This window comes from Pseudomonas sp. MYb60, assembly GCF_002979555.1.
Lineage (GTDB): Bacteria > Pseudomonadota > Gammaproteobacteria > Pseudomonadales > Pseudomonadaceae > Aquipseudomonas.
Genome location: NZ_PCOZ01000007.1, coordinates 50,560 through 63,626 on the forward strand (window position 1 = coordinate 50,560; position 13,067 = coordinate 63,626).

Genomic DNA, 13,067 nt, shown 5'->3' on the forward strand with positions numbered 1-13,067 from the left:
TGCAAGAGCATTATGCAAAGCAGCAGCAACCTGTTTCCTGTCGCCCTGATCAGCGCTGAACGTCGGGGTGATTTAAGTGAAGATGTGTACCGCCTGAAGCCTGGTAACAGCCCCGACGCCAGCGTCGAACTGGCCGTTACCCGCCTGGGCCTGGCCGATGCCCCGGAAAACCGTGGAGTTCCGGTGATTTTGCTGCATGGTAGTTTTTCCAACCGGCGCTTCTGGTATTCGCCGAAGGGCATTGGCCTGGGCGCCTATCTGGCGCGGCGAGGGTTCGATGTGTGGATTCCGGAGATGCGCGGCCATGGCCTGTCCAAGCGCAACCTGAACTACGCGCGCAACCGTGTCGCCGACTACGCGCGTTTCGATTTGCCGGCTATTGGGGCGTTCGTGCGTGAGCAAAGTGGGCAGATTCCTCACTGGATCGGCCACTCGCTGGGGGGGACGACGTTGGCGGCGGCCTTGGGCGGCCAGTACCTGGGAGCGCCCGCGGTGGCGTCGGTGGCGCTGTTTGGGTGTCAGGTCAGTCGCACGCATTGGCCGTTGAAACTTCCACCGGTGGAATGGACTGGCCGCTTTCTCCTCAAGCGCTTCGGCGAAATATCGGGCTCGCGCTTCAAGCGGGGCCCCGAAGATGAACCGGCGGGCGTGCTGATTGAGGCCATGCGTTGGAATGGCCTGTTTGGGCGTTTTGGCGAAGGCAAAAACGATTGGTGGAAAGGCCTGGCAAGCGTCGAGGTGCCGTTGTTGGCGGTGAGTGCTGCGGGAGATCATCAGGACCCTGATTGGGCCTGTCGGAAATTGTTTGAACAGGTCGGCTCCGAGCATCGCCAGTACCTGTGCCTGGGCCGTCAGCACGGCTTCAGCGGGGATTTCGGGCATGTGGAAATGTTGGTCAGCAAGCCCGCCCAGACCGATGTATGGCCATTGGTCGAGCAGTGGTTGAGGGATCCGCTGGCGCCACTGTCCGGCACAACGGCATCGGTTTGACCGGGCACCTCCGGGGCGTTTCGCTCTCGAGAGGTTGCGGCTAAGATATGACGCGCTGAGCGCTTCTGGTCATATTCAGTCGCGCAGTGGCTATTGCGTTACGGCGAAGCGAGTGGGATGTTCTGCACCTGCTTCAACCGGTACTTCCTTGAAAGACACTTCTTTGACAGAAAGGATTTTTTCGATGAACCATTACGTGACCCCTGACCTGTGCGACGCCTATCCGGACTTGGTGCAGGTGCTTGAACCCATGCTCAGCAACTTCGGGGGGCGGGACTCCTTTGGCGGTGAGATTGTCACCATCAAATGCTTCGAAGATAACTCTCTGGTCAAGGAACAGGCCGACCAGCCGGGCGCCGGCAAGGTTCTAGTGGTTGACGGTGGTGGTTCCCTGCGCTGCGCGCTGCTGGGTGACATGATTGCCGAGAAAGCCGCAAAAAGCGGTTGGGAAGGGCTGGTGATCTATGGGTGCATCCGTGATGTCGATGTCATCGCCCAGACCGATCTTGGCGTCCAGGCCCTGGCCAGTCACCCGATGAAGACCGAAAAGCGCGGCATCGGCGATTTGAACGTAGTGGTGACGTTCGCTGGCGTGACCTTTCGTCCGGGTGAATACATCTATGCCGATAACAATGGCGTGATTGTGTCGCCAACAGCGCTGAAAATGCCTGAATAAACCGCAATAGCCGATAGGGGTGAGGATGTTCGAGGAAGAAAACGCGCAATGGGGGCTGGTACATGCCCTGGTGCTGGACGGTAAAGGCGGTGCGCGTTCGATTGCCCGGACTGAGCTCGACGACTTGCAACTGCAGCCCGAGGAGAGCCTTTGGCTGCATTGGGACCGTAGCCATCCCCAGACGCAGACCTGGCTGCGCAAATCCAGCGGCCTGAGCGAGTTTGCCTGCGACCTGCTGCTGGAAGAAAACACCCGCCCGCGATTGCTGCCACTGCCGGATGCCGAGTTATTGCTGTTCCTGCGCGGGATCAATCTCAACCCGGGGGCGGAGCCTGAAGACATGGTGTCAGTGCGCATCTTCGCCGCCGCCACCCGTGTGATCTCCCTGCGCCTGCGCCCGCTGCGTGCCACCGATGAGCTGTTGGTGCAGTTGGCGGATGGAAAGGGGCCGAAGACCGCCTCGGAACTCATCCTTTATATGGCCCAGTACCTCACCAATAAGGTGCAGGACCTGGTCACCGACCTGTCTGAAATCGTCGATACCGAGGAAGAAAAGCTCGATACCGACGAACGGTATACGCCGGAACATGGCAGCGTCCTGCAGATCCGTCGTCGAGCGGCCGGGCTCAAGCGATTCCTCGCGCCGCAGAGGGATATTTTTGCCCAGCTCACGCGGATAAAATTGCCGTGGTTCTGTGACGACGATGCCGATTATTGGAACGAATTGAACAACAGCCTGACCCGCTACCTGGAAGAGCTCGAATTGACCCGAGAGCGCGTGGGGCTTGTGCTTGAGGCCGAAGACCGGCGCTTGAGCGTGCGCATGAACCGCACCATGTACCGCTTCGGGATCATCACTGGAATCTTCCTGCCGATGAGTTTTCTCACCGGTCTGCTGGGCATCAATGTCGGGGGAATACCCTTCTCCGCCAGCCCCTATGGATTCCTCGTCGCGTGCCTGCTGATGGTGTCGGTGGCACTCGGACAATGGTGGCTATTTCGACGATTGCGCTGGGTTTGAGCTGAATATGAGCTGAACGTAGGAAGGGTCCTATGTGACCCCGCGAAATTAACCCTCGTCTTTTAATACACTTGCGAGAGGTCTTTATGCACGATCCGTTCGAACAGTCTTTGCGTGACATGCTCAATGCGTCGCCGTCCAACCGGGACGACGATGCCTGCCTGGGCCGCGTGTTGAAAACCGCCAACCGTCAGGTGGGGGCGGGAGATCTGTTCGGTCTGCTCGGCCGCTGGTTGCCGGCGTTGATGATGGCCCTGAACAATGGTTCGGCCCACGTATCACCGGTTTCCCGTCGTAAACCTCTTGCTCGCACTGCTGATAAGGCTGATTGAATATGGAACTTGATCTCTGGACCCAGAGCCTGGTCACCGCGATGACCGCATTGTGGACCAAGGTGGCGAACTTCATTCCCAACCTGTTTGGTGCGCTGGTCCTGGTGTTGTTGGGCTTTGTCGTGGCCAAGCTGCTCGACACGCTGCTGTCCAAGTTGCTCGCCAAGCTGGGTCTTGATCGCTTGATGGCAGGCACAGGCCTGACCAAGCTTTTGGGCCGCGCAGGGCTGCAGGTACCGATCTCGACATTGATCGGCAAGATCGTCTATTGGTTTGTATTGCTGATTTTTCTGGTTTCTGCGGCTCAATCCCTTGGACTTGAGCGAGTTTCAGCTACGCTCGACATGCTGGCGCTGTATTTGCCGAAAGTTTTCGGCGGCGCGCTGGTATTGCTGGTAGGCGTTCTGCTGGCGCAATTGGCCAACGGGCTGGTGCGCGGCGCCGCTGAAGGGGTGGGGTTGGATTACGCTGCGGGCCTGGGTCGAATTGCCCAGGGCCTGGTGATCATCATCAGTATTTCGGTCGCGATCAGCCAGTTGGAGGTCAAGACTGACCTTCTCAACCACGTGATTGTGATCGTTTTGATTACCGTTGGTCTGGCCGTTGCGCTGGCCATGGGCTTGGGAAGCCGGGAAATTGCCGGTCAGATTCTTGCGGGAATCTATGTGCGTGAGCTGTACCAGGTTGGGCAACAGGTGCGTGTTGGCGAGGTTGAAGGGCAAATTGAGGAGATCGGCACGGTCAAGACGACAGTGCTGACCGACGATGGCGACCTGGTGTCGTTGTCCAATCGGATTCTCCTGGAGCAGCAGGTCAGTAGCCGCTAATCCGGCGAATCCTGCTAATGTACGCCGCCGCAAACCCGGCTGACCGGGCTGTGGCGGACATTGACCTGACTGTCGGCACGACTTGTTTTGAATAAAGCCCAAACGCTGTCCACGCGCTATGACCCCCGTGAGCTCTCTGATGAGGAGTTGGTCGCGCGCTCGCACACGGAGCTGTTTCACGTAACACGCGCGTACGAAGAATTGATGCGCAGATATCAACGCACTCTGTTCAACGTTTGTTCAAGGTATTTAGGGAACGATAGAGATGCGGACGATGTCTGTCAGGAAGTGATGCTCAAGGTGCTGTATGGCCTGAAGAACTTCGAGGGCAAATCGAAGTTCAAGACCTGGCTCTACAGCATCACGTACAACGAGTGCATCACGCAGTATCGCAAGGAGCGGCGAAAGCGTCGGTTGATGGACGCTTTGAGTCTTGACCCCCTTGAGGAGGCGTCCGAAGAAAAGGCGCCGGCACCCGAGGAGAAGGGCGGACTCGATCGCTGGTTGGTGTATGTGAATCCGATTGACCGGGAAATCCTGGTGCTGCGATTCGTCGCAGAGCTGGAATTTCAGGAAATCGCTGACATCATGCACATGGGTTTGAGTGCTACAAAAATGCGTTACAAACGTGCTCTAGATAAATTACGTGAGAAATTTGCGGGCGAGACTGAAACTTAGTGCGTGGCAAATATCTCTTACGTGTAGGCAAGTTCTGTTAGACTTGTCGCCGAGTTGTCCCCCGGTTTGTGGGACTGCTTTACAATCACCAGATGGGGATTTAACGGATGAAACTGAAAAACACCTTGGGCTTGGCCATTGGTTCTCTTATTGCCGCTACTTCTTTCGGCGTTCTGGCACAAGGCCAAGGCGCAGTTGAAGGCGAGCTGTTCTACAAGAAGCAGTACAACGATAGCGTCAAGCACATCGAAGACGGCTTCAACCCAGGCGCTCGCATTGGTTACTTCCTGACCGACGACCTGTCGTTGAACCTGTCCTACGACAAGACCAACCACACCCGTTCGAACGATGGCACTGGCAACCAGAAGATCAAAGGTGACACTGGCAGCCTGACTGCTCAGTACCACTTCGGTCAGGCTGGCGTTGACAGCCTGCGTCCATACGTAGAAGGCGGTTTCGGTCACCAGAGCCGTACCAACGTACTGGCTGACGGCCACAGCGGTCGCGACCAAACCACCCAAGCCATCATCGGCACCGGTGTTAAGTACTACTTCACCAACAACCTGTACGCTCGTGCCGGTGTTGAAGCTGACTACGGTCTGGACAACGGCAAGTGGGACTACTCCGCACTGGTCGGCCTGGGCGTGAACTTCGGCGGTAACGCTGGCGCAGCTGCTCCAGCTCCTACCCCAGCACCAGCTCCAGAGCCAACTCCAGAGCCTGAAGCTCCAGTTGCTCAGGTTGTACGTGTTGAGCTGGACGTTAAGTTCGACTTCGACAAATCCGTTGTTAAGCCTAATAGCTACGGCGACGTGAAAAACCTGGCCGACTTCATGGCTCAGTACCCAGCTACCAACGTAGAAGTTGCTGGTCACACTGACTCCGTAGGTCCAGACGCTTACAACCAGAAGCTGTCCCAGCGTCGTGCTGACGCTGTTAAGCAAGTCCTGGTTAAAGACGGCGTTGCTCCAAGCCGTATCACTTCCGTAGGTTACGGCGAGTCCCGCCCAGTTGCTGACAACGCAACTGAAGCTGGTCGTGCTGTTAACCGTCGCGTAGAAGCGTCGGTTGAAGCTCAAGCTCAGTAATTACTGAGTAGAAAAAAGCCCGGCTCAGGCCGGGCTTTTTTTCGCCTGAAATTTGCCTCAGGCGCTGGCAGCCTCTACGAGGCAGGCCACTTGCCCGGAAGCGGCAACGCGGCCGATAACCAGGATCGCCGGGCTTTGCAGGGCAAACGCCTGGGCGTCTTCATGCATGCGCAGCAGCTCGCTACGGCATTCGCGTTGTTGGGGCAGCGAGGCGTTTTCGATCATCGCGACCGGCATATCCGCCGCCATGCCGCCATCCAGCAATTGCTGGCGGATCTCCTCCAGCTTGGCCACGCCCATGTACACCACCAAGGTTGTCCCGCCCTCTGCCAGCGCCCGCCAATTCAGGCAGCTGTCGTCCTGGGTATGGGCCGTCACCAGCGTAACCCCACGGCTCACGCCACGCAGCGTCAGTGGGATCTCACAATTTGTTGCTCCCGCCAGCCCCGCGGTGATCCCGTTGACCAGCTCCACCTCGACGCCCCGTTCGCGCAGCCACATCGCCTCTTCACCGCCGCGCCCGAAGATGCAGGGGTCGCCACCCTTGAGCCGCACCACGCATTTACCCTGGCGGGCGTAGCGCAGCATCAGGCGATGGATAAAATTCTGTGGGGTTGAACGGCAGCCGCCGCGTTTGCCCACGGTGATGACCCGCGCACCGGCGCAGTGCTCCAGAACGGCCGGGTTGACCAGATCATCGATCAAGACCACATCGGCTTCGCCCATCGCGCGTACTGCCTTCAGGGTCAATAACTCCGGGTCACCCGGGCCTGCGCCCACCAGCCAGACTTTAGCGTTCATGTGTTTTTCCTCGTCCAGGGATGACGTCAGCGGTGAAAAAGTGAGTAAAGAAGCACCAGGTTGGCCAGCAGCGATAGCAGGGCCAATGTGCGCCAGACCTTCAAGGGCTCGCGCTCCAGCAAGGGCCTTGGATGGATGCTCAGTTCCTGACGGTCGGCCTGTTCCAACACCCGCAACCACTCTTCGGCGGTTTCAAATCGATGTTCAGGTTGTACTGCTACCGCGCGCTCGAGGCAGAGCGGCAGCCAGTCCGGCAAATCGGGGCGATAGCGGTTGGCGTTGACCGGGTGGGTGAACCTTGGCCTTTGGAACGCTTCGATTTCACCGTAGGGGTAATGCCCGCTCAGCAGGTAATACAGGGTGATGCCGACGCTGTATAAATCCTGCTGGGTTGTAGGATGCTCGCCACTGAAGGCCTCTGGCGCGATAAAGCTTGGGGTGCCCGGCAGTGTATTGGCGTGGTCCTGCGAGAGTCCCGGGCAGTACGCCAGCCCAAAATCCAGTACGCGCAGCTCACCATCGTCTCCCAGCAACAGGTTTTCCGGCTTTATATCGCGGTGCACTATTTGCCGCCGATGCAGCATGCCCACCGCGCGCAACAACCTTTCGGCGATGGATTGCCACTGCGCCAGCGGCAACGGGCCTTGTTGAAGAAACAGTTCGGCCAGGGTCTGGCCGGGGTATTCGCGCATCACGTAGTACAAATGCTGACGGCTGCTGGCGGTATGCACTTCAGGAAACGCGCGCCCGGCGACGCGCCGCAAGAACCATTCTTCCGACAGCAGCGCCTGGCCGGCATCCGTGTCGGCGTCGCGGCTGCGCGGCAGGGTTTTCAGCAGCCAGGGTTGCTGCTGGGCATCACGCACCCGGTACAGCAGCGATTGTCGGCTTTGCGCCAACACGCACTCTACCTGCCAGCCCTCAAACGCTTGCCCGGCTTTCAAGGGAGGCGGCAGCGGCCATTGCTGCAATTGCACCAAGGCATCGCCAAGGGTGGCGGCGCCGAGGGTGTCGACACGCACGAGCAGCGCGCTGGCGTTGTCCTGGCTGCCCGCCAGGTGCGCCGCGCTCACCAACGTGTTGACGGCCAGTTCCAGGTTCGATTGTTCGCGCAGGATCCCGGCGATACTGTGATCGCCAAGGGTCGCCCACACGCCATCCGTCAATAGCAGGAAGCACTCGCCTTCGCGCAACTGACCGTCCATGAAGTCCACGACCAAATGCTGGTCTAGCCCCAGTGCGCGCTTGAGCACATGCTGCATGCCTGGCTGCTCCCAGACGTGATCCTCGCTGATGCGCTGCAATTCGCCGTCCAGCCAGCGGTAGACCCGGCAATCTCCGACGTGGGCCAGGGTGAAGCGCTGGCCACGAAACACCAGGGCGCTGAGGGTGGTCAGCAGCGGCTGGCCACCGCCGTTGGCTTGCAACCAGCGATTCTGCGCCAGCAGCAAGCGCTCCAGCGCCTGGGCCACGCCCCAGGTTTGCGGTGTGGCGTAATAGTCCAGTGCCAGGGCCTGCAAGGTCGAGCGCGCGGCCAGGCCACCATCGGCACACTGGCTAACGCCATCGGCCAAGGCGCACAGGTATCCTTTGCTCGCCGCCAGTTCCGCCACGGGCGTCACCACCCGCAGCGCATCCTGGTTTTCCGCGCGCGGGCCAATGGCGCTGGCGTGGGCGACGCTCAGTTGCAGGCTCATCAGACCCGCGCAGCCGTCACGGCAGCCGAACCCCAGGTGGTTCTCCAGCGACGCTTCACGCCATGCAGGCCGAACCAGGCCAGCACGCCGAGGCTGGCGAACAACCACAAGGCCAGCTGATAGCTGCCGGTGCTTTGTTTGATGGCGCCCATGCCTGCCGCCAGGGCGAAACCTCCGATCCCGCCGGCCATGCCGATCAGGCCTGTCATCACGCCGATTTCACGACGGAAACGTTGCGGTACCAGTTGGAACACCGCGCCATTGCCTGCGCCCAGCCCCAGCATGGTGCACACGAACAGGGCGAGTGCCGCGTAGGAACTCGGCAAGTTGAAGCCCACCGCTGCGATGCAGATCGCCGCCACGCTGTACATGCCCAGCAGCGTCCGGATCCCACCGAAACGGTCTGCCAACGCACCGCCCAGCGGGCGCATCAGGCTGCCACCGAACACACAGGCGGCGGTGTAGTAACCCGCAGTCACCGGACTGAGGCCGTATTGATCATTGAAGTAGCCGGGCAGGGCGCTGGCCAGGCCGATAAAACCGCCGAAGGTCACACTGTAGAAAAACATGAACCACCAGCTGTCACGGTCGCCAAGGGCCTTGAAGTAGTCGGCCATCGATTTGGCTTTTGGGCGTTCAGGGGCATTGCGAGCCAGCCAGGCGAAGACGAACAAGGTGATGATCAAGGGGATCAGTGCAAAGCCGAACACGTTGCTCCAGCCAAAGGCTGCCGCCAGCACAGGCGCCAGCAGTGCGGCGAACACTGTCCCGGAGTTGCCAGCGCCGGCGATGCCCATCGCCTTGCCCTGATGTTCGGCCGGGTACCATTGCGACGCCAGGGGCAGGGCGACGGCGAAAGAAGCGCCGGCCATGCCCAGGAACAACCCCAGCAGCAATGCTTGTTCGTAACTGTGGATCCCGTGCTTCCAGGCGCCAAACAGCGCCACGATGACGATCACCTGGCCAATCAACCCAGCGGTCTTGGGCGACAGCTTGTCGGCGAGCATGCCCATCAGGAAGCGCAGGATCGCGCCCGCAAGGATCGGGGTAGCGACCATAAGGCCACGCTGTTGTGTCGTCAGTTGCAAGTCGGCGGCAATTTGCACCGCCAGCGGCCCCAACAAGTACCAGACCATGAAGCTCAGGTCGAAATACAGGAACGCGGCAAACAGGGTCGGGGTGTGCCCGGATTTCCAGAAGCTTGATTTCATCACGCACCTCAACGGTTGGAAGTCTTGTAAGAAGGCCTGGTGATGGAACAGCCCGCAGAGGCCGCCCCACCGGCCCCGCGATACCAGGGCCAAAACGAAAAAACGCCGCCACCGGGTTCGAAAGTGCGAACCGGATGTGCGACGTCTTTGTCGTGGAGGGGCAACCGCCGTTGGTTACCTGTAATGAATGCTTAGCAAGAGCTGAGCCAGATCAGCCAAGCAACTCACTCATGGCAATAATCTGCTCGGCCACCTGGATCAGTTTCTGCTGCCGGCTCATGGCTTGGCGTCGCATCAGGGTGTAGGCCTCTTCCTCATTGCAGTCCTTCATTTTCATCAGTATGCCCTTGGCCAGCTCAATGCGCTTGCGCTCGGCCAACTGCTGGTCACGGGCCTGCAGCTGGGCGCGCAAGGCCTGGTCACTTTCAAAGCGAGCCATGGCCACGTCGAGGATCGGCTGCAGGCGCTGGGCCTGGATGCCTTCGACAATGTAAGCACTGACCCCGGATTTGATCGCCTGGCGCATCACGTTCGGATCGTGTTCATCGGTAAACATCACGATAGGCCTTGGCTGGTCGCGGCTCACCAGTACCACTTGCTCCATCACATCGCGTCCCGGTGACTCGGTATCGATCAGGATCACGTCCGGGCGCACCGTTTCGACGCGCGCGGGCAGGTCGATGGTCAGGCCGGACTCGTCGATCACGTCAAAACCGGCCTCGATCAGCGCGGTTCTGAGGCGCCCGACCTTGCGCGGTGTGTCATTGATCAGCAGGATTCGCAGCATTCTGGTCCTCCCGTCAGCGCAAGGCTTGGCGGCTGGTGTGATCGGCCATCGCATGCAGGCGGAAGCTGCGCGCGTAGCCGGCGGGGTCGGAGCCGTCCCAGTGCTTGCCGTCGATCAACTGGCTGCTGCGCATGTCCTCGGCGCGTGTCGCAATGCCCAGCGCCTCGGCGGCCTGGCGATACAGCGCCAACTGCTGCACCTGGCGAGCTACGCCGAGATAATCGGGGTCTTCACGCAAAAGCCCCCAGCGGCGGAACTGGGTCATGAACCACATGCCATCGCAGAGGTAGGGCAGGTTCACTTCGCCGTTGGCGAAAAACCGCAGGGCGTGGGGGTCTTGCCAATGGTTGCCCAGGCCGTCGTCGTACATTCCGAGCAGGCGCGGTTCGATGCAGTCGAGCGGGGCGTCGAGGTAATCGCGGCCGCTGATCAATTGGGCGGTGGAACGGCGATTTTCCGTGCTTTGCTCGATGAAACGACTGGCTTCAAGAACAGCCATCACCAGTACGCGGGCGGTGTTGGGGTATTCGTCGACGAATGCCTGGGTGCAGCCAAGCACTTTTTCTGGATGATTCGGCCAGATCGCCTGGGTGGTTGCCAGGGTGAAGCCCTGGTTTTGCTTCACTGCACTTGCACACCACGGCTCGCCTACGCAGAAACCGTCGATACGCCCAGCCTGCAGGTGCGCGACCATTTGCGGCGGAGGGACGACTACGCTGTCCACGTCTTCCAACGGGTGAATCCCTTGGCTCGCCAGCCAGTAATACAACCACATGGCATGGGTGCCCGTAGGAAAGGTCTGGGCGAAGGTGAGTTTTGTTCGGCTTTGGTGCACGTGGCGCTCCAATGCCTCAGGAGTGGTCACGCCTTGCTGTTGCAACCCGTGGGACAGGTTGATGCTTTGGCCGTTCTGGTTAAGCCCCATCAGCACGGCCATGTCGGTGGGCGCCACACCGCCAATGCCCAGATGCACGGCGTAGATCAGCCCATACAGGCTATGGGCCGCGTCCAACTCGCCGCTGACCAGCTTGTCTCGCAGGTTGGCCCATGAAGATTGGCGCTTGAGGTTGAGGTTCAGGCCGTAGGGTTGGGCGAAACCCTGTGTCGCGGCGACCACCAGCGAAGCGCAATCGCTCAGCGCCATGAAACCCAGGTCGAGGCTGCTCTTTTCCGGGGCATCGCTGCCGTTGACCCAAGCCAGCGGGTCGTTCGTCGGGCTGTTGCCAACCGAATCGTTCATCAACACCTACCTTGTTCTTCCAAAAAAAAGCGTCGTTTCCCTCGGATGGCGATGCAGGCCATTGCAGGTAACGACGCCTTTGTCCGTAAGCCTGCTCCGCCGTTGGCGCGGGCTCTGATACAGAGTGCAAAGCAAGGCACATGCCACGGACTGGCTCTGGTCGGTGACCGTCAGTTTTTCATCAAGATTGAAACCCAACGGGCTCTCAGTATGGCGGCTTCTCAACGCCAGGCCGCCCAGGAAACCCATGGTGTACGCAGACGTCCCCACCCTGTTGCTTCGGCATTTGCCATGCCGTTGGCTGCTGTTTTTCGTGCTGTTGCTCGGGAGTGTCAGCGCCTGGGGTGAGCGCCATGACGCGCAGGACGAAAACCTGCATACGCTGTTCACGGCCTTGTCGCTGCCCTTGGGGTTGCCGGTGGTTGTCAGCCGTGCCGTGGCGCGCAAGCGCCATACCGGTGTGCTGGACCTTGCAAATCCCCAGCAGGCCCTGGAGGCCGTCGCCTCACAACAGGACTTGATCTGGTACAGCGATGGCCAGGGCATCTACCTGTACAACGCGGATGAGGCCAAGAGCTCGGCCGTGACATTGCGGCATATTTCCGTCGAGCGATTTCGCGGCCTCATGCGCCGCGCCGGTGTGGATGAGTCGCGCCATCCCCTGCGTGAGTCCGGGGCGCGGACGTTCTACGTATCGGGCCCACCCAACTATGTCGACCAGGTCTTGCGCCTGGCCCAACTGATGGACCGACAGAGGGCTGATTTGCGGGTAGGTTCGCAGTCCTTTGCCGTGGTCCAGGTGCTCAACACCCCAGTGACCGACTATGAGTACACGCTGGGTGGGCAAACGCTCAGCGTGTCGGGCATTGCCTCTTTGATCGATACCTTGCTGGCCGGCGAAAAGAAAGGGTTGCTGGCCGACAAGTCACTTGGGGTGATCGCTTATCCGGACACCAACAGCCTGCTGATCAAGGGCAAGCCCGCACAAGTCAGGTTCATCGAGCAGTTGGTCAAGGAGTTGGACGTGCCCAAGCGTGCGGTCGAAGTCTCTCTGTGGAGGGTGGACGTGGACGGTGATGAATTGAAGAAGCTCGAACCGGACTGGGCCGATCCCGCAAAGGGCTCGATCACACGGGTGTTCGAACCGCTGGATGACAGCCGGTTGATGGCGCGGATCACCGCGCTGGAGAAACGTCGGCGTGCGCGGGTGGTGGTATTGCCGGTGATTCTTACCCAGGAAAATGTGCCCGCTGTGTTCCAGGACAACCATACCTTCTATCTGCCCTCCCCGGAGGACGAGCGTTCCGATTGGAAACCGGTGCGCTACGCCACCCAGGTTAGCGTACTGCCCCGATTTGCGGAGGCTGGCCAGATCGAGATACGCCTTGATGTGGAGGATGGCCGCCAGTTGAGTCCCACAGGGCGCGGTGAGAAGCCGACGGCCGTGGGGCGAATCGCGGTCAACAGCGTGGCGCGAGTGCCGGCGGGCAAGCGCCTCTGGTTGGGCGCATTCAGGCGCGATGCCGAGTTGCGCGCCCCGCGGGCGGGGCGACCCGCAGAGGTGCGCTTGTTTGTGGTTCAGGTTCGAGCCGTGGGCAGCGAAGTGAAAGCGCTGGCGGGTGCTATCGCCCCTCCGTCGTTGACGGCGGAGCAATACGAGCGTGTGCAGCGTGCGTTTGTGCGGCCTGGTCGCGATACCTCCCCGTGATAAGGCGTTAA

Annotated in this window: 13 protein-coding genes; 8 read left to right on the top strand and 5 right to left on the bottom strand. The window is 60.2% G+C overall.

What is annotated here, in order from left to right; genetic code table 11:
* Nucleotides 1–12 precede the first annotated feature (12 nt).
* The 7 genes from CQ041_RS13600 to CQ041_RS13630 all read left to right on the top strand — a co-directional run bounded on the left by CQ041_RS13600 (nt 13) and on the right by CQ041_RS13630 (nt 5,612).
* Nucleotides 13–990, top strand: coding sequence for an alpha/beta fold hydrolase (locus CQ041_RS13600; RefSeq protein WP_105522984.1), 978 nt, complete (start codon nt 13–15; stop codon nt 988–990).
* Nucleotides 991–1,174: 184 nt separating this feature from the next.
* Complete coding sequence (gene rraA / locus CQ041_RS13605) at nt 1,175–1,666, top strand: ribonuclease E activity regulator RraA (RefSeq protein WP_105522985.1); 492 nt, start codon at nt 1,175–1,177, stop codon at nt 1,664–1,666.
* A 25-nt stretch (nt 1,667–1,691) separates the two neighbouring features.
* Complete coding sequence (locus tag CQ041_RS13610) at nt 1,692–2,687, top strand: zinc transporter ZntB (RefSeq protein WP_105522986.1); 996 nt, start codon at nt 1,692–1,694, stop codon at nt 2,685–2,687.
* An 86-nt stretch (nt 2,688–2,773) separates the two neighbouring features.
* Nucleotides 2,774–3,019, top strand: coding sequence for a hypothetical protein (locus tag CQ041_RS13615; protein WP_005790375.1), 246 nt, complete (start codon nt 2,774–2,776; stop codon nt 3,017–3,019).
* Nucleotides 3,020–3,021: 2 nt separating this feature from the next.
* On the top strand, nt 3,022–3,846 hold the full coding sequence (locus CQ041_RS13620; protein WP_003175519.1) for a mechanosensitive ion channel domain-containing protein: 825 nt from the start codon (nt 3,022–3,024) through the stop codon (nt 3,844–3,846).
* 87 nt (nt 3,847–3,933) lie between these two features.
* The gene (sigX, locus tag CQ041_RS13625) at nt 3,934–4,524 is read left to right on the top strand and encodes an RNA polymerase sigma factor SigX (protein WP_010208495.1); all 591 of its coding nucleotides are present in this window, start codon (nt 3,934–3,936) and stop codon (nt 4,522–4,524) included.
* Nucleotides 4,525–4,631: 107 nt separating this feature from the next.
* A complete protein-coding gene (locus CQ041_RS13630; protein ID WP_105522987.1) occupies nt 4,632–5,612 on the top strand; it encodes an OmpA family protein in 981 nt (326 codons plus the stop codon).
* 57 nt (nt 5,613–5,669) lie between these two features.
* On the opposite strand, the gene cobA is transcribed toward CQ041_RS13630, so the two are convergent.
* From cobA to CQ041_RS13655, 5 genes are all read right to left on the bottom strand, one after another.
* Nucleotides 5,670–6,413, bottom strand: coding sequence for a uroporphyrinogen-III C-methyltransferase (gene cobA, locus CQ041_RS13635; RefSeq protein ID WP_105522988.1), 744 nt, complete (start codon nt 6,411–6,413; stop codon nt 5,670–5,672).
* A 26-nt stretch (nt 6,414–6,439) separates the two neighbouring features.
* Nucleotides 6,440–8,110, bottom strand: coding sequence for a bifunctional protein-serine/threonine kinase/phosphatase (locus CQ041_RS13640; protein WP_105522989.1), 1,671 nt, complete (start codon nt 8,108–8,110; stop codon nt 6,440–6,442).
* Nucleotides 8,110–9,321, bottom strand: coding sequence for a NarK/NasA family nitrate transporter (locus CQ041_RS13645; RefSeq protein WP_105522990.1), 1,212 nt, complete (start codon nt 9,319–9,321; stop codon nt 8,110–8,112). Before CQ041_RS13645 ends, CQ041_RS13640 begins: the two co-directional genes overlap by 1 nt.
* Nucleotides 9,322–9,532: 211 nt before the next feature.
* Nucleotides 9,533–10,108, bottom strand: coding sequence for an ANTAR domain-containing response regulator (locus CQ041_RS13650; protein WP_105522991.1), 576 nt, complete (start codon nt 10,106–10,108; stop codon nt 9,533–9,535).
* 13 nt (nt 10,109–10,121) lie between these two features.
* Nucleotides 10,122–11,348 carry a CmpA/NrtA family ABC transporter substrate-binding protein gene (locus CQ041_RS13655; protein ID WP_105522992.1) on the bottom strand — a complete coding sequence of 409 codons (1,227 nt, stop codon included), beginning with the start codon at nt 11,346–11,348 and terminating at the stop codon, nt 10,122–10,124.
* Nucleotides 11,349–11,595: 247 nt separating this feature from the next.
* On the opposite strand from CQ041_RS13655, the gene sctC reads away from it, so the two are divergent.
* On the top strand, nt 11,596–13,056 hold the full coding sequence (gene sctC / locus CQ041_RS13660) for a type III secretion system outer membrane ring subunit SctC (RefSeq protein ID WP_105522993.1): 1,461 nt from the start codon (nt 11,596–11,598) through the stop codon (nt 13,054–13,056).
* The last annotated feature ends 11 nt before the right edge of the window (nt 13,057–13,067 follow it).

Bases quoted from the DNA above. Each gene is read 5' to 3' on its own strand.
- CQ041_RS13640 (WP_105522989.1), bottom strand. From the start codon at position 8,110: ATGAGCCTGCAACTGAGCGTCGCCCACGCCAGCGCCATTGGCCCGCGC.
- CQ041_RS13615 (WP_005790375.1), top strand. From the start codon at position 2,774: ATGCACGATCCGTTCGAACAGTCTTTGCGTGACATGCTCAATGCGTCG.
- CQ041_RS13645 (WP_105522990.1), bottom strand. From the start codon at position 9,321: ATGAAATCAAGCTTCTGGAAATCCGGGCACACCCCGACCCTGTTTGCC.
- CQ041_RS13650 (WP_105522991.1), bottom strand. From the start codon at position 10,108: ATGCTGCGAATCCTGCTGATCAATGACACACCGCGCAAGGTCGGGCGC.
- cobA (WP_105522988.1), bottom strand. From the start codon at position 6,413: ATGAACGCTAAAGTCTGGCTGGTGGGCGCAGGCCCGGGTGACCCGGAG.
- CQ041_RS13610 (WP_105522986.1), top strand. From the start codon at position 1,692: ATGTTCGAGGAAGAAAACGCGCAATGGGGGCTGGTACATGCCCTGGTG.
- CQ041_RS13630 (WP_105522987.1), top strand. From the start codon at position 4,632: ATGAAACTGAAAAACACCTTGGGCTTGGCCATTGGTTCTCTTATTGCC.
- sctC (WP_105522993.1), top strand. From the start codon at position 11,596: ATGGTGTACGCAGACGTCCCCACCCTGTTGCTTCGGCATTTGCCATGC.
- CQ041_RS13600 (WP_105522984.1), top strand. From the start codon at position 13: ATGCAAAGCAGCAGCAACCTGTTTCCTGTCGCCCTGATCAGCGCTGAA.
- CQ041_RS13620 (WP_003175519.1), top strand. From the start codon at position 3,022: ATGGAACTTGATCTCTGGACCCAGAGCCTGGTCACCGCGATGACCGCA.
- CQ041_RS13655 (WP_105522992.1), bottom strand. From the start codon at position 11,348: ATGAACGATTCGGTTGGCAACAGCCCGACGAACGACCCGCTGGCTTGG.
- rraA (WP_105522985.1), top strand. From the start codon at position 1,175: ATGAACCATTACGTGACCCCTGACCTGTGCGACGCCTATCCGGACTTG.